Origin of the sequence: Flavobacterium sp. FlaQc-49, from assembly GCF_044005985.1 — a bacterium.
In the GTDB taxonomy this organism is placed as follows: Bacteria; Bacteroidota; Bacteroidia; order Flavobacteriales; family Flavobacteriaceae; genus Flavobacterium; species Flavobacterium cupriresistens.
Genome location: NZ_JBIPCS010000002.1, coordinates 507,437 through 527,568 on the forward strand (window position 1 = coordinate 507,437; position 20,132 = coordinate 527,568).

At 34.6% G+C, this 20,132-nt stretch carries 20 protein-coding genes; 11 read left to right on the forward strand and 9 right to left on the reverse strand.

Annotated features, from left to right (window positions below; all coding sequences use genetic code 11):
* Positions 1–6: 6 nt before the first annotated feature.
* The 5 genes from ACHRV3_RS05430 to ACHRV3_RS05450 form a co-directional block, all read right to left on the reverse strand.
* The gene (locus ACHRV3_RS05430; protein WP_291286671.1) at positions 7–4,329 is read right to left on the reverse strand and encodes a CusA/CzcA family heavy metal efflux RND transporter; all 4,323 of its coding nucleotides are present in this window, start codon (positions 4,327–4,329) and stop codon (positions 7–9) included.
* Between the two features lie 101 nt (positions 4,330–4,430).
* Positions 4,431–4,757, reverse strand: a complete 327-nt coding sequence (locus tag ACHRV3_RS05435; RefSeq protein ID WP_366046701.1) for a DUF6660 family protein — start codon at positions 4,755–4,757, stop codon at positions 4,431–4,433.
* Between the two features lie 396 nt (positions 4,758–5,153).
* Positions 5,154–6,035, reverse strand: a complete 882-nt coding sequence (locus ACHRV3_RS05440; RefSeq protein WP_291286670.1) for a diacylglycerol kinase family protein — start codon at positions 6,033–6,035, stop codon at positions 5,154–5,156.
* Positions 6,035–7,915 (reverse strand): LTA synthase family protein, encoded by a 1,881-nt coding sequence (locus ACHRV3_RS05445; RefSeq protein WP_291286669.1) that lies wholly within the window; start codon positions 7,913–7,915, stop codon positions 6,035–6,037. Before ACHRV3_RS05445 ends, ACHRV3_RS05440 begins: the two co-directional genes overlap by 1 nt.
* Positions 7,916–8,452: 537 nt before the next feature.
* Positions 8,453–8,776, reverse strand: coding sequence for a DUF6660 family protein (locus tag ACHRV3_RS05450; RefSeq protein ID WP_366046699.1), 324 nt, complete (start codon positions 8,774–8,776; stop codon positions 8,453–8,455).
* Positions 8,777–9,079: 303 nt separating this feature from the next.
* Here ACHRV3_RS05450 and ACHRV3_RS05455 point away from each other — a divergent pair, with 303 nt between their 5' ends.
* From ACHRV3_RS05455 to ACHRV3_RS05465, 3 genes are read left to right on the forward strand one after another with little or no spacing between them, the layout of a single operon-like run.
* Positions 9,080–10,249, forward strand: a complete 1,170-nt coding sequence (locus ACHRV3_RS05455) for a di-heme oxidoredictase family protein (protein WP_395433569.1) — start codon at positions 9,080–9,082, stop codon at positions 10,247–10,249.
* A 3-nt stretch (positions 10,250–10,252) separates the two neighbouring features.
* Positions 10,253–10,693, forward strand: a complete 441-nt coding sequence (locus tag ACHRV3_RS05460) for a Rieske (2Fe-2S) protein (protein ID WP_291286666.1) — start codon at positions 10,253–10,255, stop codon at positions 10,691–10,693.
* On the forward strand, positions 10,690–11,922 hold the full coding sequence (locus tag ACHRV3_RS05465) for a hypothetical protein (protein ID WP_291286665.1): 1,233 nt from the start codon (positions 10,690–10,692) through the stop codon (positions 11,920–11,922). The genes ACHRV3_RS05460 and ACHRV3_RS05465 overlap by 4 nt, the downstream gene beginning before the upstream one ends.
* A 74-nt stretch (positions 11,923–11,996) precedes the next feature.
* On the opposite strand, the gene ACHRV3_RS05470 is transcribed toward ACHRV3_RS05465, so the two are convergent.
* The 3 genes from ACHRV3_RS05470 to ACHRV3_RS05480 form a co-directional block, all read right to left on the reverse strand.
* Positions 11,997–12,164 (reverse strand): heme-binding domain-containing protein, encoded by a 168-nt coding sequence (locus tag ACHRV3_RS05470; RefSeq protein ID WP_291286664.1) that lies wholly within the window; start codon positions 12,162–12,164, stop codon positions 11,997–11,999.
* 307 nt (positions 12,165–12,471) lie between these two features.
* Positions 12,472–13,089 (reverse strand): heavy metal-binding domain-containing protein, encoded by a 618-nt coding sequence (locus ACHRV3_RS05475; protein WP_291286663.1) that lies wholly within the window; start codon positions 13,087–13,089, stop codon positions 12,472–12,474.
* An 8-nt stretch (positions 13,090–13,097) separates the two neighbouring features.
* Positions 13,098–13,538 carry a DUF3347 domain-containing protein gene (locus ACHRV3_RS05480; RefSeq protein WP_291286662.1) on the reverse strand — a complete coding sequence of 147 codons (441 nt, stop codon included), beginning with the start codon at positions 13,536–13,538 and terminating at the stop codon, positions 13,098–13,100.
* A 106-nt stretch (positions 13,539–13,644) separates the two neighbouring features.
* On the opposite strand from ACHRV3_RS05480, the gene ACHRV3_RS05485 reads away from it, so the two are divergent.
* The 8 genes from ACHRV3_RS05485 (at position 13,645) to ACHRV3_RS05520 (ending at position 18,769) form a co-directional block, all read left to right on the forward strand.
* A complete protein-coding gene (locus tag ACHRV3_RS05485; protein ID WP_291286661.1) occupies positions 13,645–13,977 on the forward strand; it encodes a helix-turn-helix transcriptional regulator in 333 nt (110 codons plus the stop codon).
* 10 nt (positions 13,978–13,987) lie between these two features.
* Positions 13,988–14,473, forward strand: a complete 486-nt coding sequence (locus tag ACHRV3_RS05490; RefSeq protein WP_291286660.1) for a GNAT family N-acetyltransferase — start codon at positions 13,988–13,990, stop codon at positions 14,471–14,473.
* A 93-nt stretch (positions 14,474–14,566) separates the two neighbouring features.
* Positions 14,567–15,040, forward strand: a complete 474-nt coding sequence (locus ACHRV3_RS05495; RefSeq protein WP_291286659.1) for a DUF6428 family protein — start codon at positions 14,567–14,569, stop codon at positions 15,038–15,040.
* Positions 15,041–15,085: 45 nt separating this feature from the next.
* Positions 15,086–15,700 carry a low molecular weight phosphatase family protein gene (locus tag ACHRV3_RS05500; protein WP_291286658.1) on the forward strand — a complete coding sequence of 205 codons (615 nt, stop codon included), beginning with the start codon at positions 15,086–15,088 and terminating at the stop codon, positions 15,698–15,700.
* Between the two features lie 2 nt (positions 15,701–15,702).
* Entirely contained in the window at positions 15,703–16,779 is a 1,077-nt protein-coding gene (gene arsB, locus ACHRV3_RS05505; RefSeq protein WP_291286657.1) for an ACR3 family arsenite efflux transporter, read from the forward strand.
* Between the two features lie 20 nt (positions 16,780–16,799).
* Positions 16,800–17,534: a metallophosphoesterase gene (locus ACHRV3_RS05510; RefSeq protein WP_291286656.1), complete on the forward strand. Its 735-nt coding sequence runs from the start codon at positions 16,800–16,802 to the stop codon at positions 17,532–17,534.
* Between the two features lie 23 nt (positions 17,535–17,557).
* The gene (locus tag ACHRV3_RS05515; RefSeq protein WP_291286655.1) at positions 17,558–18,133 is read left to right on the forward strand and encodes a Crp/Fnr family transcriptional regulator; all 576 of its coding nucleotides are present in this window, start codon (positions 17,558–17,560) and stop codon (positions 18,131–18,133) included.
* A gap of 63 nt (positions 18,134–18,196) precedes the next feature.
* Entirely contained in the window at positions 18,197–18,769 is a 573-nt protein-coding gene (locus ACHRV3_RS05520) for a hypothetical protein (protein WP_291286654.1), read from the forward strand.
* Between the two features lie 514 nt (positions 18,770–19,283).
* On the opposite strand, the gene ACHRV3_RS05525 is transcribed toward ACHRV3_RS05520, so the two are convergent.
* Positions 19,284–19,715, reverse strand: a complete 432-nt coding sequence (locus ACHRV3_RS05525; RefSeq protein ID WP_291286653.1) for a hypothetical protein — start codon at positions 19,713–19,715, stop codon at positions 19,284–19,286.
* Positions 19,716–20,132: the final 417 nt, after the last annotated feature.

Consider the following 20,132-nt stretch of genomic DNA (forward strand, 5'->3'; position numbering starts at 1 on the left):
AAATTATTAATTGTTAGAAATGGATGGGAATTGTAATTGAATGGCACTTTGATTGTAAGCATTGGTAGCTTCGGCATTTTGTTTTTTGATGTCGATAGCCTGATTCAAAAAACTAATGTACATCCAATAACTCATATCGCCATTAGCATAACTTTTTTGCGCTGTTGCAATAATCTGTTCTGCATATTGCAGACCTTCTTTTTGATAGTATTCTAATGCTTTTTGTTGTTTTTCGAAATCATTTTTCAATTCCTGCATTTTTAACTTCAAAGCCAATTTATTTTTATCCAATTCTAATTGGGATTGCGAAATACTAATGGCTGATGCTTTGGCTTTAGCTGAATTTACACCACCAAATAGAGGAATTTGCAAACCTGCGGTAAATCCTTGAAAATAAGATTTGGTATCAATGGTTTGTGCAAAATAACCCAATCCTAATTTTGGAGTTCGCATTGCTTTAAACGTATTGGCTTCTTTTTGATACACCGAAATTTGTTGTGTATAATAATCACTTACTAAAGTTGCTGCTTTAGATTGGTTTTCATCCGACAGCATTGAAAACTTCATTGGTGTTGCACTATCCGGTACAATATTATCTTCGGTTTGAATAAAAAACTGCAATTGCTTTTGATAAATTGCCAAATCAAATTCGAGTTGTGCTTGCTGGGTTTCAATTTCTTTCGATTTTGCTTTGGCACTGATTACTTCAATTTTTCCACTTTCGCCTGTTTCAAAACGAAGTTCTGCATTCTTCAGAAATTTAGAATAAATATCCAATAAATCTGTATTTAGCTTTTGAATAGTAACGCCGTATAAATATTGATAGTAAGCGATTGATACCGCTTTTTCAATTTCAAATTCGGATAATGCTTTTCGCTTTTCTGCTAGCTTTACCAATTCTTCCTGCAATTGTCGGTTGGCTTTTGTAATTCTTCCTATTGGGAAATATTGTTGTATAGAAACATTACTGTCATAATACTTACTATTAAATTGCCCGCCCTGGTACTGTATTTGCAAAGGATCTGCCTGAAAGGCAGTCTTTTTCAGCACCGTTTGTTTTTCAATTTCCTTATCGGCAATTTTTAAATCGATATTGTTTGTTTTTGCCATTTCTATTGCTTTTTGAAGTGAAATAGGCTGACTGTTTTGAGCAAAAGAAAAACTACTTATCAATAAAACAATTGAGGTAACGAATGAAGTTTTTATTTTTTTTCTTCTTCCTTTAATTCCTTTCTCAAAGAGTAAATATAAAATTGGTAAAACAATCAATGTCAATAACGTGGCTGATAATAATCCGCCAATAACTACGGTTGCCAATGGTTTTTGTACTTCGGCACCACCGCTTGTTGATAATGCCATTGGCATAAAACCTAAAGAGGCTACAGCAGCTGTCATTAAAACAGGACGTAATCGTGTTTTTGTACCCATTAAAACTCGTTGCAATGGATCGGTTATTCCTTCGGTTTTTAGCTGGTTGAAATAGGAAATCAATACAATTCCATTTAGCACTGCAATTCCGAAAAGGGCTATAAATCCAATTCCTGCCGAAATACTAAAAGGCATTCCTCGCATCCACAAGGCAAAAACACCACCAATAGCTGATAGTGGAATAGCGGTAAATATTAATCCCGCCTGCTTCATACTATTGAATGTAAAAAATAAAAGAACCATTATTAATCCTAATGCAATTGGCACCGCTACCGAAAGTCTTTTAGTAGCTTCAATTAAATTTTCAAACTGTCCGCCATAGGTTACGTAATAACCTGCTGGAAGTTTAAAATCTTTGTCTAATTTTTGCTGAATCTCTTCGACAACACTTTTAATATCACGACCACGAACGTTTAATCCAACAGTAATTCTACGTCTACCATTTTCACGGGAAACCTGAACAGGACCTTGTTCATACGAAACCGTTGCTACTTGTGAAAGCGGCACTTGTTGACCATTAGGCAGAGGAATAAAAAGGTTACTTACATCAGTAATATCACTTCTATTAGTAGCATTCATTCTTACTACTACATCAAATCGTTTGCTTTCTTCATAGATTTTACCGGCACTTTCTCCTGCAAATGAGGAACGGATAATTTGATTGATATCAGTAATATTCAAACCGTATAATGCTATTTTATTATAGTCGTATTTTACAGTAATTTGCGGCAATCCGGTTACTTTATCGGCTTTTAAATCGCCCACACCTTCAATTTTATTGATTTTGCTTATTAACTCGGTAGCTTTGTTTCCTAAAGTTTCTAAATCATCACCAAATATTTTAATGGCAATATCACTTCGGCTTCCTGTCATTAATTCGTTGAATCGCATTTGGATGGGTTGCGATACTTCTATATTGGCACCTGGAATGGCTTCCATTTCTTCTTTCATTGCATTGGCTAAATCTTCCCAGTTGTCATAATCGCCAGTCCATTCACTTTTGTCTTTCAATACAATAATCATATCTCCACTTTCAATTGGCATTGGATCGGTTGGTATTTCGCCGCTGCCTATTTTAGTCACAATCGTTTTTATTTCGGGGAATTTTGCTTTTAGAATTTTTTCGTATTCTGTAGTCGTTTTTACCATTTGCGAAAGCGAACTTCCTGTCATAATAGTAGCATTAATAGCTAAATCCCCTTCCTCAATTGTTGGAATAAACTCGCCACCCATATTTTGAAAAATTACGATTGCCAGGACAAATAATCCTAATGAGATTGCCAGAACGGTTTTTTTGAAAAGTAATGCTTTTTCAAGAAATGGGGTATATATACCCTCTAACCAAGCCATCATACGGTCACTGAAATTAGATTTGTGTTCTGTATTTTTGGATAAGAACATGGCACTCATCATAGGAACATAAGTCAAAGAAAGAATAAAGGCTCCGATTACAGCAAATCCTACCGTCATTGCCATAGGTTTGAACATTTTACCTTCTGTTCCTACTAATGCCAGAATTGGCAAATAGACAATTAAGATAATGATTTCCCCAAAAGCAGCACTATTTCTAATTTTTGAAGCAGATTGATATACTTCTTCATCCATTTCAGATTGGGTTAAATCTTTTTTTCTTTTGAGTTTCTGCAAATGATGCATAGTGGCTTCGACAATTATGACTGCGCCATCGACAATAATTCCAAAATCGATTGCTCCAAGACTCATCAGGTTTCCGCTGACGCCAAAAGCGTTCATAAGTATAACGGCAACCAGCATCGAAAGCGGAATTACGGAAGCAACGATTAATCCCGCACGAAGATTACCAAGAAATAAAATCAGTACAAAAATTACGATTAATGCTCCTTCAAGTAAATTTTTCGTTACCGTTCCAATGGCATTATCGACTAATTTACTTCTATCAATAAAGGCTTCGGCAACAACTCCCTCGGGCAGGCTTTTGTTAATCTGAACCATTCTTTCTTTTACCCTTTCGGTTACGGCTTTTGAATTTTCACCTTTCAGCATAAGGGCCATACCACAAACAATTTCGCCTTTCCCGTCTTTTGTAGAAGCTCCATAACGCAAGGAAATTCCTTCTCTTACTTCTGCTACATCACGTACTAAAACAGGTGAACCATTTCTATTTTTGACTACTACATTTTCTAAATCTTTGATGCCGGTAGCCATACCAACACCACGAATAAAATAAGAATATTGGTCTTTTTCGATATAAGCACCACCTGTATTTTGGTTGTTTTGTTCTAAAGCATCAAATATTTCTGTGATGGTTACTCCAAGACTATTTAAGGTATTTGGATTTACCGCTACTTCATATTGTTTTAATTTTCCACCCCATGTACTTACTTCAGCTACGCCTTCAACTCCCTGTAATTGAGGAATGATAATCCAATCCTGAATGGTTCGCAATTTTACGGCATCGTATTTGTCTTCATAGCCTTTTTTGGCATAAACATCATATTGGTAGATTTCGCCCAAACCTGTAGAAATAGGGCCTAAATCTGGTTTTCCTGCATATGCCGGTATGTTTTCTTCGGCTACTTTTAGCCGTTGTGAAACTTGTGCTCTGGCCCAATAAATATCTACATCGTCCTTGAAAACTACGGTTACTACCGATAATCCGAAACGAGAAATGCTTCGCAATTCGATTACTTTGGGAATTGTTTTTACAGATTGTTCAAGAGGATAGGTAATTAATTGCTCTATTTCCTGACTTGCCAATGTGGGGGCAGTAGTAATAATTTGTACTTGATTATTGGTTACATCTGGCAGAGCATCCAGAGGTAAGTTTTTAAGAGAATAACTCCCCCAGGCTATAAGCACAAGGGTAAATAAAAGTATAATAAACTTGTTCTTTATACTAAATTGTATGATTTTGTCTAACATTGAAAATATTATAATGAATTAGAAATTAGCAAATAAATTATCTGCTATTATTTGTGAAAAGGTCACAAGATTCTAACCCCGTCCAAAAAGACGGGGCATCATTATGCTATTTGAGGTGGTTGCCAAATACTTCCGAAGAAATTGGAAGTAAAAATTGATTTGTATGTAGGTAATTGTGTTTTAATACCATTAGAAGGTATTGGAAAGTCAATAATTATAGATTGCAAAAAAGTTGTCATTTGTGAACCACAACAACTGCAAACACAAAACGGTGAACATAAATCATTTTCTTTATCGTGAGAATGTTTTTCGTGGTTTGAAGCTACTTCTGTTTTACCATACACTGAACTATCTACTTTTATATCTGCACAAGGCATACACGAAAGTAGAAGTAAAACAATTGATAATATGAAGATTGTAAATTTCAAGCTATAAAAGTAATAATTTTTTATTTATTATAACTAATTATTTCCAGTGAAACTCAAAATAGTGAATAACCTTTGCTACTATTCCTATTAACAATATTAAGCACACTAAAATTATCATTAAAACACGAATCACAGCGTATGCTGTAATTGGCTTTTTAGATTTAGTTTTGGGTTGATATTTTGGTTTGTTCTGTTTTTTTGTTCTTTGTTTTGCCATGTTGAAATGTGTAATTAATTTAAAATCCAAGAAAATACAGGGATTAATTTCAGCAGAATTATTTTCTTTGTTTTTACCATATCAGATGCTGAATTTTACAGGCTTTATCAGCAATCCAGGTTAATCGTGCAAAATACCTAAATATCATTTTACTTGTTATTTCTTATTTCTTTTAAAGCTTAATGCGCCAGAACCTCCAGACCGCTTTTTATTACTGCTATTTCAATTTTATTGGTTTTTAAGTTGTGTGATTCGCCGTCAATTTGTATGTCCAGGAAAATTTTCTCCGGCATCTCTATATGTAATTTCTCGATTAATATGTGTCTTGCTTTTTTGAATTTTTCAATTTTATTGGTTAGCACGCACAGACCAAAAAGTATCTTATCGAGAAAACTTAGTTTTGGGACAACCACTAAATCCAAAAGACCGTCATTTAAATTTGCATCAGGTGTAAGGGTCATTCCATATCCCATTTGATTTGAATTAGAAATAAAAAGCATAAAGGCATTTGTATCGATAATTTTACCGTTAAATGAGAGTGTTGCCTGAATTGGCTTAAACTCAATGCTGGATGCTATTGCAGCCCGGAGATAAGAAATCAAAGTTCTCTTATTGTATCTCTCATATTTCTTTATGATTAATGCATCAATTCCAACACCAGCGTTGCTGAAAAAATAGTGCCCGTTTATTTTTCCAACATCAATAAATCTTGTTCTGCCCCTGCGTATAATTTCGGCTGTTTTTTCCAGTGATCTTGAAATACTTAGATTTGAAGCCAGACCATTTCCAGAACCAACCGGAATAATTCCAAACTTAATTTCAGTATTGATCAGACAAGATGCGACTTCGTTTATAGTGCCGTCCCCGCCGCATGCTACAACATAGTGGGGCTTTTTGACAATTGCATTTTGGGTCAGTACTATGGCGTGTCTTTTATAATTTGAATAATCTACTTCAATCTTATAAATGCTCTTTGGAAAATATTTTTCTAATTCGGTTTTTCCGAAGTTGTGTTTTCCCGTACCTGATATTGGATTGAGAATAAAATGAATGGATATCATTATTTTAGGAGTTTGTTGGTAAATAAATAATCGGCAGTCTGATACCATGAAATTGTTTCATTAAGAAAAGCTTTATCCATTGGTAGTGTTTTTAGACTATTATCGGTTTTGTTCCATTTATAAAAAGTCTGCTTTTTCTGATCGGATAAAATCATTACTTTATCTTTTTTCATTAAGGCTAGTTTTCTATATGTTCCTATCAGGGCCCGTTGTTCAAAATTTGATTTCAATACATTTTTACCAAAGAAGTTGCTTTCATAGCTCCAATTCATCATTGCAAAAAAAGTTGGAAAAAAATCTATTTGAGAACATTGCTTATTCACTTTTTGATTCAGTTCTTTTGGAAAATTTACTATAAAAGCCGGAATATGGTAATTGGCCACATCTATTTCATCTTTTCCGGCACTGCTGGCGCAATGGTCCGCAATGATTATAAAGACAGTATTTTTGAACCAGGGTTTCTTTTTAGCCTCCTCAAACATTTTTTTTATGGAATAATCAGTATATTTCACAGCTCCTTCTCGGCCGGTTCCCGATGGAATATCTATAGTATTGTCCGGATAGGTAAATGGCCTGTGGTTCGAAGTTGTCATTACAAAATTGAAAAATGGTTTATTTCTCCTGTAATGTCCATCAGCTACTCTAATCATTTTAGAATAGATGTCCTGATCACAAATTCCCCAAGCGTTTTCGAATGTTACTTCATCATCGTCAATGTTATTTCGTATTGTCCTGATTTTATCACTCAATACACTGCCGCGGCCACGATCGTAAATTGTAAAGCCATTTCCTCCAAAATAGGAGTTCATATTATCAAAATAACCGTCGCCTCCATAAAAGAAATTAGTGCTATATCCTTTTGTTTTAAAAACATTTGAAATGGTGTATAAGTTTTGATTCTCAGGACGTTTGACAATACTTTGCCCCGGTGTTGGAGGAATACAGAGCGTCACTGCTTCCATACCGCGGACAGTTCTGGTTCCTGTGGCATATAAATTTTCGAAGAAGATGCTTTTTTGTGCTAAACTGTCTAAAAATGGTGTTATATTTTCTGTGTTGCCAAACTCTTTCATAAAACTTCCACTTAAGCTTTCTACCAGAATAAAAACTACATTCTTCTTACTTGGCTCTTTGTTGGTAGTGTCTGTTATTGTTCTATGAATGGATAATCCTTCTATTTCGTATTTACTATACTTATCTTTTAATTTATTTCTGACAACATTAAAAGCCTCTACATTTTTGACTGAAGTATAGAATTCATTATATGCCATTTGATTGTTTCTAAACGCTGCAAAAAAAGAATAAATACCCGATTTTGAAATTTCAGAATTATATCGGTTTTTAGACCATTCTGCCTGCTCATTTGTAATGAAAAATGTAAAAAATAATGCTATAGCAATTCCAGCGGATAAGGTAATAATTCTGTCTTTAATACTTACCCTGGATTGGAATGTGCTTTTAATAATATTTAATTTGTAAAAAACAAAAAGTATGATTGAAGTTATCATTAAAACACCAGAAACAAGCATTGGTAATGGATATGATTCCTGTATATTGGCAACTACTTCATGAGTGTAAATCAAATAATCTACAGCGATAAAGTTAAACCTTGTTTTGAATTCATCCCAAAAGGTAATCTCAGCAAAAAAAGTAAAAACTAATATAAAAATTATTAGAGAAGTGAAAAACCAAACTAAGGTTTTATCAAGCCATGATCCAATCCATTTATTAGGAACAATAAAGTAATAGAGCAGTGAAGGAATTAAAACATAGCTAATAGTGCCTATGTCATAAAACAATCCAGTTAACAATGTTCGAATAATTACAAACAAATTAAGAGAAACCTCGTCGTACTGCCAAATAATGAGTACTATGCGCATAATGAACGAGAATGCAAGGAACCAAAATAAAAATGCAAAAAGTAAATTGTAACGCGGTGATATATTGATTTTATAGAACATAATTTACAGTAGAATTATTTAAATTAAACCTTTCAGAGTTTTTTTTCTTTTCCTATTTTATCTCTTAGTTTAGGGGATTTTTGAAAGGTATATTTTTGATTATTTGAGATGCATTTCCTTTGTAATGACCGGTACAAAGGACAATAGCATTAAAATTTTCAAGATTTGTGATTTTTACTATTATTTAAAAATTAATAATCGTAAAACTGCTGTTCAATAACTTAAAAACAAGTGCTGGTATTCACGCAATAATTTTACCTTCAATTGCAATACTGCATAAGGCAAAATAGAATTAAGGCAAATAAAAATATATAAGCTTCTTGATAAAGCTCAATATTAAATTTTGCCAAAGGCTGGAAATATTACAATGAATTAAAAATCAGCTAAAGTAGCTTTGCTTTTATTTGTGAGCAATCACAATCTGACCCGGATCTCGAAGTGTCGGGACGGACTTTATTATACTATCTGAGGAGGCTGCCAAATACTTCCGAAGAAATTGGAAGTAAAAATTGATTTATAGGTAGGCAATTGTATGTTAATTCTTTTAAAAGGTATTGGAAAGTCAATAAGTACCTGCGACAAATTTACCATTTGCAAGCCGCAGCAGCTGCAGATACAAAACGGCGAACATAAATCAAGCTTATTGTTATGAGAATGATCATCATCATGGCTGAAACTGGATTCTGTTACAGTACGCGAAACAGCTGCTTTCATATCTGCACATGGCATACACGAAAGTACTAACAAGATAATTGATAATATGGTATTTGTAAGTTTCAACTTTGCAAAAGTAAGTTTTTTTTTTAAATCCCTGATAATTATTCAAGATGAATACTAAAACATTACATTATCCTTTTCATTATCGCACGTAAATAAGATCAGCAGACAAAGGTTTCTGCGGCAATTTTTTCTTTTTTTATTTTTATATATGTGGTTTTGTCATTTGACTTTTATTATTTACAAAATATAAAATATTGTGCCTTAAAATATTTTAAGAAAAACAATATTATTCTAAATATTTTTTTAGCTTTGTCTAAAAATTAAACCATGTGTTATTTAAATATTTTTTTAAGAAAATCTTTCTTGCTGCTAATCTTATGTTTCTCACTATTATCTTGTGATACAACTTATGTTGAAATACCCGCTGATGACCAACTACTGGACGGTCCAGTCGATGGTTTGTCTTATTCTGAAGCTGCGCAGTTCTTAAGAGGTGATGCAGCTGTAAACGAAGTTTTTACACGCGAAACAGGCCTGGGACCAACATTTGTTGGAACGAGCTGTATAATTTGCCATGCGGGTGATGGAAAAGGACATTTATTTACCACCCTTACCCGCTTTGGACAAATCAATGAGACTGGAAATCTGTTTTTAAATCAAGGAGCCCCACAGCTCCAAAACAGGGCACTTCCGGGTTTTTTACCCGAACAAATTCCAGCCGGGGCAACATTCTCCAAATTTACCCCGCCGGCATTTACAGGACTGGGTTTTCTGCAATATGTTTCAGATGCGGATCTCGTAGCAATGGCAGATCCTGACGATAGTGATGGTGATGGCATTTCAGGGGCTGTAAATTGGATTACTATACCCAATTATTCCATTCCAGCCCCCACGGCAATAATCCAAAACGGTAAATACATTGGGAGATACGGAAAAAAAGCATCCGCCTTTGATTTGCTGCATCAGACAGTTAACGCCTACAATCAGGACATGGGAATAGCATCCTTTTACAATCCCATAGACCATTATTCTAATTTAGAGATTGATCCTGAGATTCCAACTTCCAAAGTCAACGATGTTGTTTTTTACCTAAGTACCTTAAAAGCCCCAATTCAGCGCAATCAGAATGATGCCGGTGTTATCCGCGGTAAAAACATATTTGCTCAAATTAATTGTGCGGCTTGTCATAAAAGTGAGCTCAAGACAAGTTATGCTCCTGTAAACTCCCTTTCTTATAAAACTTTTGCCCCTTACACTGACTTGCTTTTGCATGATATGGGAAGTGCATTAGACGATGGTTATACAGAAGGAAGCGCCAAAACCTACGAATGGCGGACACCGCCACTTTGGGGAATCGGCCTTTCAGAAAATTCACAGGGAGGAAACTTATTTCTGATGCATGACGGCCGTGCAAAAACCATTGAGCAGGCCATAACATTGCATGGCGGCGAGGCGCAGCAAAGCAGAAATGCATTTGAAAAACTTTCCACACAAGACAAAGAAGCTTTACTGAAATTTATAAAATCATTATAATCAATGGATCGAAAACAATTTTTAAAAACATGCGGTTTTGGATGCCTGGCAGCATTAACCGGAGCAACTTTATTACAAAGCTGTGCTTCTTCCCAGATTCTATCAAGAGAGATCAAAGACTCTGATCTTTTAGTTCCCGTTTCTGATTTTATAATACAAAAGGGAACAAAAACAGAATTCAAAAAATACATCATCATTCAAAATGAAATATTAAAAGCCCCGATTTGCGTGTATCGATTTAGTGCAGAGGATTATTGCGCCATGTTTATGCTGTGCACGCATCAGGGCGCAGAATTACAGGTTTTTGGAGATAAACTCCAATGCCCTGCGCATGGAAGCGAGTTTAGCAGCAGAGGGGTTTTAGAAAATGGGCCTGCTGAGAGAGATCTTAGAAAATTTCCAATAGCAATTGAAAACAACTTCCTGAAAATATCCCTGAAATGAGAATAAAACCAACTTATATATTCCTTTTTACACTTCTTTTTAATTTAACTTCTTTTGCGCAAATTGATCCCAGTTTACTTAAAAGAATACCTAAAGATACTGTAAAAAACATCTTAAACATGGATGCCCTGTACAACAGACCGGCATTGAATGCAAACAAAACACCAATTTCTATTGGTGGGTATCTTGAAATAAACTGGCAGAAACTGACCACGGACGGAGTATCGGAAGGCCATCAGTTTCAAGCCAGAAGACTGTCTGTTTTCATCTCATCAGCTATTAGCAAAAGAGTAAAGTTTTTAAGTGAAATTGAATTTGAAGATGGAGGCAAAGAGATTGCAATCGAATTTGCATCTGTAGATGTTGAATTTGATCCTCTGGTCAATTTAAGGGCCGGAATAATTTTGAATCCGATTGGCTCCTTCAATCAAAATCATGACGGGCCTAAATGGGAATTTACCGACCGCCCAATTTCATCTACCCAGATGCTGCCCGCCACCTTTAGTAATGCCGGAGTGGGGCTTTTTGGGAAAAAATACACAAAAAACTGGATGTTTGGCTATGAAGCCTATTTATCAGGGAGTTTCGATAATTCTATAATTGAGAACACCCAGAATAAAACTTTCCTGCCCGCGGCAAAAAACAACCCCGAAAGATTTGAGGAAATAAATAGCGGTGAGCCCTTATTTACTGGAAAAATAGCCCTTCGAAACAGTAAAATAGGCGAACTGGGAATTTCATATATGGGAGGGATTTATAACAAATTTCAGGATGACGGAATTGTTGTTGACCAAAAAAGACGGGTAGCTGTTTTCGCCCTGGATTTTAACACGACACTGCCAAAAATCAAAACCTTTATCACTACAGAATTTGCCTGGATTTATGTTGATGTACCCCAGACCTACTCCCAGCAATTTGGAAACAAACAAAGGGGGGGCTTTATAGATATTGTACAGCCCATCCTGAGAAAAACAATGCTGGGATGGGAAAAAGCAACCGTAAGCATCGCCTGCAGATTGGAATACGTGGATTGGAATGTGGGAAAATTTAAAGAAACCGCAGGCAATATTGGTGAAGATCTATGGAGTATAATGCCCGCCATTAGTTTTAGGCCCACCTCTCAGACCGTAATCCGCCTAAACTATCGCTATTTAAAACAAAGGGACATTTTTTCTAATCCGCCATCCATTACGGATGGGTTTAATATGGGAATATCAACTTATTTTTAAGCTGTACATAATTAAATAAAAAGCCTGTAGATTTAAAGGTATTTTGTTCACTTTTACCTGCTTTATAATTCAGTCTAATTTATTTCCTTGTTTTCGTTTCTAATAATCTCCCACTCACTAAAATTCAAATCCTTCTTCCCCTGGGGAATATGGCTTTCCATGAAAAGTCGTGCAGGCTGAATGTAGAAATACCGCGGATACTGGGTGTTATTGCTATGGCAGTAATAGCAGGAAGTCTGCAAGATTGATTCGATATTTACAGGAATTTGATAGACTTTAGAAATATGGATTGATAAAACCTGTCCGTAATCGGAATTTAGGACAGGCTAATAGAATTGCATCAGCAGAAAGATAATTAACCCAATAAAAAGAATCTTTCTGATGAATTGTTTCATTATAGAATGTTTTTTTTATTGATCCGCAGTTGCTCTTTTTTGATCTATAATAGGGTTTTGTGATCTCTTTTATTTCACTGATCCATAGAGCTCGTTTGCCATAGGGCAGTAATCCTTTATTGCTGCCATTGACAGCATTTTCGTTATTAGATTCCTATTTTTTATCCGATCCTTTTTCAATCATTTCCATTCCGCATTTTGTACATTTCCCTTGAGTTTCAGAAACCGATCCGTCCATAGGACAAACATATTTTGTCACCGTTTTACTCATAGCCTGACTTCCTTTTTGGGCATGGGTATCTATTTTTTCAGTGACTTTTACCATTTCCATTCCGCATTTGGAACATACACCGGGTTGGTCTGAAGTTGCCCCATCCTTCGCGCAGACATATTTTGTCACGGTTTTACTCATAGGCTGGCTTCCTTTTTGAGCATGGGTGTCTATTTTTTCGGTAACTTTTACCATCTTCATGGCACATTTAGAGCAGTCCCCTGTTTGATCAGAAGTTGAACCGTCCATGGGACACACATATTTTGTCACCGTTTTGCTCATAGGCTGACTTCCTTTTTGAGCATTAGTATCTATCTTTTGAGTCGTTTTTGTTAATTTCATGCCACATTTTGGACATAATCCAGAACTTGGGTTCATCGCCTCAGGATGTGAAGGGCAGATATAAACTATTTTTTGCTCCTCATTTTTTGCAGCTGTTTGTGCTGTTGCGGTTAAATTAAATGCAAAAAATGCATTTAATATGATAAGTATTGCTTTCATCTTTTTTTCTATTTAATTATTTCTACAGTTTTACCACAACCCAGCATTTGGGAACCGTAGTAAGGATTTTTAATTGTGTTCTCTTTGCTCAGCCAGTTTGTCTTTTGCATCGGGCAGTATTGGTAATAAACGGCTTCTGAAGTTTTTATCAGGGTATACATATTTTTAGACAAAGGATTGAAAAATTCACGGTGCTTTTTAATATCCTGTGTAGCTGAAATACTATTAGCTTGTTGACTCATATCTTTGGATACTTTCATCCAGACCATATGTTCTTCTGTTTTTAGCGTTTCCATTTTTACGGAAGATATTGCGGTCAATAATTCTTTTGAGGCTGACGCGGCAGCTTTACCATCTGTTTTTACCAGTGCATCTTTCAATAGGAAATAATTATCGAAAACCGCTTTGAGCTGCTCTTTATCTCTTTTTGCTAGAGTTTCTACAAACAATTGCTTTATTTTAGACTATTAAAACAAATTGACCTAAAATAAAAAATACTATAAAGGCTTATTATTTTAAATATATATCGTAATATTGCAATATAAATATAAAACGATGGGAGCTACAAAAACAGATCACTTTACAGATAATCAAAACGAATTAGCAATTTTAGCTAAAGCTTTAGGACATCCTGCACGTATAGCAATTATGGAATATCTGTTAAAGGTAGACACTTGCATTTGCGGAGATATAGTTAACGAATTACCTCTCTCTCAGCCAACGGTTTCACAACATCTTAAGGAACTTAAAAATGCTGGCTTAATAAAAGGAAGTATTGATGGTAACTCTATTTGTTACTGTATTAATGAACCAGGATTAGAAAAAATAAAAGGCTTTTTCGAACATATTACAGCTCATCTTGAAAAAAAGAGAAACGAATGTTGCTAATCTCATAAATATGAAAATCAGAAAACTATTGGATACCGATTGGCAGCAGGTTAGATTAATTTATGAAAAAGGCATAAATACCGGAAACGCTACTTTTCAGACCACTACACCAACTTGGGAAGACTGGAATAATTCGCATCTTGCTACTTGTAGAATTGTTGCTGAAAGTGATGATTTGCTTACAGGTTGGGCAGCACTTACTCCTGTTTCTTCACGATGTGTTTATGCGGGTGTAGCCGAGGTAAGCGTATACGTTGACACTGAACATTCCGGCAATGGAATAGGTCTTGCACTTTTAAATGAGCTTGTTCATCTGAGTGAAGCCGAAGGTATATGGACTTTACAGGCCGGTATATTTCCTGAAAACGCAGCAAGTCTGCGCATCCATGAGAAAGCTGGATTTAGAATATTAGGCATTCGCGAAAAAATAGGGAAACAAAATGGAATCTGGAGAGATACTGTACTTCTGGAAAGACGAAGCGAATTGATTAAATAATTACAAATAATATAAAAGCATAGATAAATCAATTTTTGCTCATGCTTTTGCTATATAAGGATAAAAGATACAAATTTTTAAAATACATAAATTATGAAACTTTCAGAAATTAAAAAAGTACTTAATACAGTTGAGGCTGTAAATTTTGAACTGCCAAACGGAACTTTTGTGCCGGAATATTTTCACGTAACAGAAGTTGGTTTGATCACTAAAAATTTTATTGACTGCGGTGGGGTAGTCAGAAAAGAAACGGTTGTGAATTTTCAGCTTTGGGATGCCAATGATTATGAACACAGACTAAAACCTCAAAAATTAATTCACATCATTGAACTTTCTGAAAAGGTTTTAGGGATTGAAGATCATGAGATTGAAGTAGAATATCAGGACACCACAATTGGCAAATACGATTTAGATTTTAATGGTAAGAATTTCATTTTATTAAATAAACAGACGGCGTGTCTGGCTCAGGATCAATGCGGAATCCCATCAGATAAATCTAAGATAAAATTATCCGAATTAAATGCTGACAGTACAAATTCATGCACACCTAGCGCAGGCTGTTGTTAATTTTTAAACTATAATCTAAATATTTATTTTCAATACAGAAAAACTATGTTATTTACAGAAATAAAAAACACGATTAATTCATTTGATTTTAATCAAATCTCCGCAGAACGTAAAACTATCCTGCAGCCATTAGTGGATTACATCCAAAACAAAGCAGAAAATAAACAAGAGATTAGACTTAATTTAATCTGTACACACAATTCCAGAAGAAGTCATTTATCTCAAGTCTGGGCACAGACTGCCGCTGCAAACTATGATATAAAAAATGTTTCATGCTATTCGGGAGGTACTGAAGCTACTGCCTTATTTCCTATGATTGCCGAAACTCTGCAGCATTCAGGATTTAAAGTAAAAAGTCTTTCAGAGGGTAAAAATCCCGTTTATTCAATAAAATACTCATCGAATGAACTTCCTGTAATCGGGTTTTCTAAAGCTTATGATGACGATTTTAATCCTGAGAGCGAATTTGTTGCTATTATGACCTGTTCACAAGCCGATGGAGGATGTCCATTTATTGCAGGCGCAGAAAAACGCATACCAATTACTTTTGAAGATCCAAAAGTATCCGATAATACTCCACAACAAAAACAAGTATATCAAGAGCGTAGTCTTCAAATCGGAACTGAAATGTTTTATGTATTCTCACAAATCAAACAATAAAAATGTCAGCAAATAACTGTGCCCCCGTTGCGGAGCGAAAGAAATTAGGTTTCCTTAATAGATTTTTAACCCTGTGGATTTTCCTCGCTATGGCTCTTGGTGTAGTAATAGGTTATTTTATTCCGTCTAGTGGAAATTTCATCAACTCCTTTTCAAGTGGAACAACAAACATTCCCTTGGCTATTGGACTTATTCTTATGATGTATCCCCCCTTGGCAAAAGTAAAATACGAGCAAATGGGACAGGTTTTTAGAAACACTAAAATTTTAGGTGCTTCATTGTTTCTAAATTGGATTGTTGGACCAATTTTAATGTTTTCTTTAGCCCTGCTTTTTTTAAATGGTTATCCAGAATATATGATCGGTGTCATTCTAATTGGATTGGCGCGCTGTATTGCCATGGTAGTAGTTTGGAATGATTTGGCAGATGGAAACAGAGAATATGCAGCAGGTCTTATTGCACTTAATAGTATTTTTCAGGTTTTACTCTACAGTGTCTACGCTTATCTCTTTATTACCGTTCTGCCTCCATATTTTGGTTACAATGGGTTTGAAGTTAACATAAGTATTGCTCAGATTGCCGAGAGTGTTGGGATATATTTGGGAATTCCTTTTGCATTAGGAATAATCAGCCGATATGTTCTAATTGCACTAAGAGGTTCAGAATGGTTTGAAACTAAATACGTACCTTTTATTTCACCAATTACACTTATTTCATTGCTCTTTACAATTATAGTAATGTTCAGTCTTAAAGGCGAGCTGATTGTTCAAATCCCTATGGATGTTGTACGCATCGCTGTTCCACTAGTAATTTACTTTACTTTAATGTTTATTATAAGCTTTTTCGTTGGAAAATATTTTGGTGCTGATTATTCAAAAGCTACTGCTATAGCTTTTACCGCTACTGGAAATAACTTTGAGCTAGCCATTGCAGTAGCAATTGGTGTATTTGGAATAAACAGCGGTCAGGCATTTGCGGGAGTTATAGGGCCTTTAGTTGAAGTGCCTGCACTTATTGCATTAGTTAATGTTGCTTTCTGGTTCAGAAAAAAGTATTATAAAAAACCAGTTACCAGCTAATAATTGTTTTAATAGTGCATATGAGAATTGCAATAATATCAGATATACATGCCAATTTTCCGGCATTAGAACAAACTTTGAAAAGCATTGAAGAGCAGAATATTGACGCTGTTTACTGTTTAGGAGATTTAGTAGGTTACAATCTATGTCCCAATGCGGTAATCAATGAAATCCGTAAAAGACATATTCCTACACTTGCGGGAAACCATGATGTAAAAGCTGTAGATATAGACAATGAAGGATACAACGAGTCAGAAAGTTATGCTTATCAAATTGTTGGTAAAGAGCAGATAAAATATCTTTCTGCTCTGCCTGATCATATTAAATTGGAATATCAAGCAGCTGATAAGCTAATCAAGATTTTAATGGTACATGGCAGTCCCTATAGTAATAAGGAATATCTACTTGAGGATAAAAAAGAAAATGATTATACTAATATCTTCCTTGACTGTTGTGTTGACATAATTATCTGCGGACATTCGCACAAGCCGTATCATCGTATTATGGAAAACCCTAATAAGAAAGGCAGTTATTTCCATGCTATAAACGCGGGATCAGTAGGCAAGCCTAAAGATGGAAATCCCAAATGCTGTTATGCGGTAATAACTATCGACAAAAGCAGTAATTTCTCAAGAAAAGATGGTGTAAAAGTCGATTTTATCAGAGTTGGCTATGATATCGAAAAAACAGCCCAAGCCATTGAAGAAAGTCCACTGCCAAACGTTTACGCACTTATGCTTAGAAAAGCATATTAAGAGTTGTCATAATAAAATCATTTATGGAAAGTTTTAATTTTTTTTTAAATAGTATTACTCCTATAAGCAATCAGGAATTTGAAAATTACAGCCAATATTTTAAAAGCCATCGTTTACCCAAAAACAGCTATTTTGCATTGCAGGGTAAAATATGTCAAGAGGTAGCTTTTATAAAGAAAGGAACATTAAGAACTTATTATACTAATGAAAAATCCGAGGAAATAACCTCTTGTTTCTGTACGGAAAATAACTTAACAACATCATATAAAAGTTTTGTTTCCCAGCAGCCTTCAGACCTATCAATTCAGGCTATTGAAGATACTGAGCTTTTGGTTATTACCTACGCGGATCTACAAAATCTGTATAGGCAAAGTAATTTTTGGCAGAATATAGGAAGAGTAATTGCAGAAAGACAATACATGGTAATGGAACAGTATGCCAGTGTTTTGTGCAATGAAACCGCAAAAGAAAAATATTTACGACTGCTAAAAGAACATCCATCAATTCTAAACAAAGGATCCATAAATGATATTGCCACTTATCTAGGAGTAACCCGCAGGACACTTAGCCGGATTCGAAAAGAAATTACTGTAAATTGAGGACATTTGTCCTTTTAATGATAATTACCAGCTGCTACTTTTGCTTTAAAATTAATTAAACAAATGGAAACAGCAATTATCATTACCACAGTTTTACTTTTACTCTTTTCAGTTCTGGCTCTCTACGACGGATTTTATCTTCACATATTAAAATATAAGCTTCATAACAATTCCGAAAGTAAAACAGAGCATTACACACATACAATTAGGGCAATATTCTTTCCTTTAATTTTGTACTTTTTATTCTCAAATCAAGACTGTAATATAAGTTTTGTAATAGGTCTAATCATTGTAACTCTTGATATTCTAGTTATGGCGATCGATGCCTTCATAGAAAAAGACAGTAGAAAATTTATGGGCGGGCTGCCACGATGGGAATATATTCTTCATCTTTTTGTCAATGGATTTCATTTTGCATCAATTGCAGTTTTCCTGTCTATTAAACTACACTATGAAAATAATCAAATGGCAATTTTATCTAATATTGTTCAATATCAAAACTATAAAATATTCCATACTATCGTTATTAATCTTTTGCCTGGTGCAATTTTGATTGCTCTGGTGCACTTGCTTTTATGTATTCCAAAAACAAGAACTCATTGGAATAACTTAAGAAATAAAATTCAATGCTGTTAGTTTATATAATCTTCTTTTAGCTATAAAAAAGTAATATCCATTCTCATTAGAAAGAACTTAAACGAGCCTCTAAAACTCGCACCAGTGGTGCGAGTTTTAAATTGAATGAATATAAATCAGTATATTTAAGCCTTACTGTCAAACGTTGAAAAATCAAATGCTTTTACTTCTAAACCTCTGTGAGCTTGCTTAAAATATGGAAATTTTGAAATAAAAGGTTTGAATTTTCACCAAAGTATTCACAGTATACTTTATCCTTTAACTTATTAATCAATAATTCAGTAAATATTTATATGGGTAATTTCTCGGTCAATAATTGACACACATTTATTTACTTCTTATCTGTGATATTGTGTTAATTTCATACCTTTGAAGTTAAGTGTTCCTATAGGCGACCGTTACTTAACCTTGTATTTACTGGATAATTCATAAAGTCATCGAACCCTCTTTCTCCACATAAAGACAAATAAAGGTACTGTCTTTTGTTTTTTATGTGATAATTATTTTATAGTTGTTACATTCTAAATCCTCTTTTTTGAGAAGAAAGTTTTTGTTGAGAAAATACTGAAACCTGAGCAATGGCTTCCTTTAATGTCGGAATTGAACTTATTGAAGGGTTTTTTAGTTCCGATTTTTTCAAAAGTTGTCCGTATCGGTCTTTACTTGTAATTTCCATTTTTTGTATATCAAAACCGTCGTTTTCTTGTCTTACCCAAAAATTGCATACAATACTCGGATTATCATCTCCTGACCATTGTAGATAAGTCGATAGTAAAAAGTTTCCGTCTCTATCAGATCTTTCTTTACCATTGTTACAGGCTTCCATATATTCGGTAATGCTTTCTTTCAACTTTCCCGGATAGGCTACTTGTGTTTGAAAGTAACCATTAAAGCCTTTGTCTATGAGAATTTTTTCGAATGCTTCTAAATCAGGTAACTGTTTCATAATTTTAAATTTTAGTTATTTACTAGATATCCTTAAACTCAAGGGGATTTATATTCCATACAATTAGATGTGCTTTGTATCAACCCCATGTAGGCTAGTTGAAACTTTTTATAAACTCCGGCAATCAAATAATTTCATTCTTAAACCTCTGTCAACTCGCTTAAAACTTGAAAATCTTCAAATAAAAGGTTCGAATTTTGTACCAAGGAGTTCACATCTTGGTACAAGTCAGAAAGCATCTGATTTATCCTTTTTTTTACTATCTAGAGTCTAATAAAATAACAGCTGTAATCGAAGAGCTTCATTTATTTAGGTGATTCAACGTTCCATTCCTTCAGAAGTGAGCTTTTCTGGAAAAATTGAACCAATTATATTTCTCTTAGTTCCATTGTTTCTTCTTCATATAAAGTTGCAGTT

What these genes read in the sequence shown, in the direction of transcription:
- arsB (WP_291286657.1), top strand. Translation starts at nt 15,703, where the DNA reads ATGTCAGCAAATAACTGTGCCCCCGTTGCGGAGCGAAAGAAATTAGGT.
- ACHRV3_RS05430 (WP_291286671.1), bottom strand. Translation starts at nt 4,329, where the DNA reads ATGTTAGACAAAATCATACAATTTAGTATAAAGAACAAGTTTATTATA.
- ACHRV3_RS05515 (WP_291286655.1), top strand. Translation starts at nt 17,558, where the DNA reads ATGGAAAGTTTTAATTTTTTTTTAAATAGTATTACTCCTATAAGCAAT.
- ACHRV3_RS05520 (WP_291286654.1), top strand. Translation starts at nt 18,197, where the DNA reads ATGGAAACAGCAATTATCATTACCACAGTTTTACTTTTACTCTTTTCA.
- ACHRV3_RS05445 (WP_291286669.1), bottom strand. Translation starts at nt 7,915, where the DNA reads ATGCGCATAGTACTCATTATTTGGCAGTACGACGAGGTTTCTCTTAAT.
- ACHRV3_RS05490 (WP_291286660.1), top strand. Translation starts at nt 13,988, where the DNA reads ATGAAAATCAGAAAACTATTGGATACCGATTGGCAGCAGGTTAGATTA.
- ACHRV3_RS05525 (WP_291286653.1), bottom strand. Translation starts at nt 19,715, where the DNA reads ATGAAACAGTTACCTGATTTAGAAGCATTCGAAAAAATTCTCATAGAC.
- ACHRV3_RS05460 (WP_291286666.1), top strand. Translation starts at nt 10,253, where the DNA reads ATGGATCGAAAACAATTTTTAAAAACATGCGGTTTTGGATGCCTGGCA.
- ACHRV3_RS05500 (WP_291286658.1), top strand. Translation starts at nt 15,086, where the DNA reads ATGTTATTTACAGAAATAAAAAACACGATTAATTCATTTGATTTTAAT.
- ACHRV3_RS05440 (WP_291286670.1), bottom strand. Translation starts at nt 6,035, where the DNA reads ATGATATCCATTCATTTTATTCTCAATCCAATATCAGGTACGGGAAAA.
- ACHRV3_RS05465 (WP_291286665.1), top strand. Translation starts at nt 10,690, where the DNA reads ATGAGAATAAAACCAACTTATATATTCCTTTTTACACTTCTTTTTAAT.
- ACHRV3_RS05485 (WP_291286661.1), top strand. Translation starts at nt 13,645, where the DNA reads ATGGGAGCTACAAAAACAGATCACTTTACAGATAATCAAAACGAATTA.
- ACHRV3_RS05510 (WP_291286656.1), top strand. Translation starts at nt 16,800, where the DNA reads ATGAGAATTGCAATAATATCAGATATACATGCCAATTTTCCGGCATTA.
- ACHRV3_RS05475 (WP_291286663.1), bottom strand. Translation starts at nt 13,089, where the DNA reads ATGAAAGCAATACTTATCATATTAAATGCATTTTTTGCATTTAATTTA.
- ACHRV3_RS05495 (WP_291286659.1), top strand. Translation starts at nt 14,567, where the DNA reads ATGAAACTTTCAGAAATTAAAAAAGTACTTAATACAGTTGAGGCTGTA.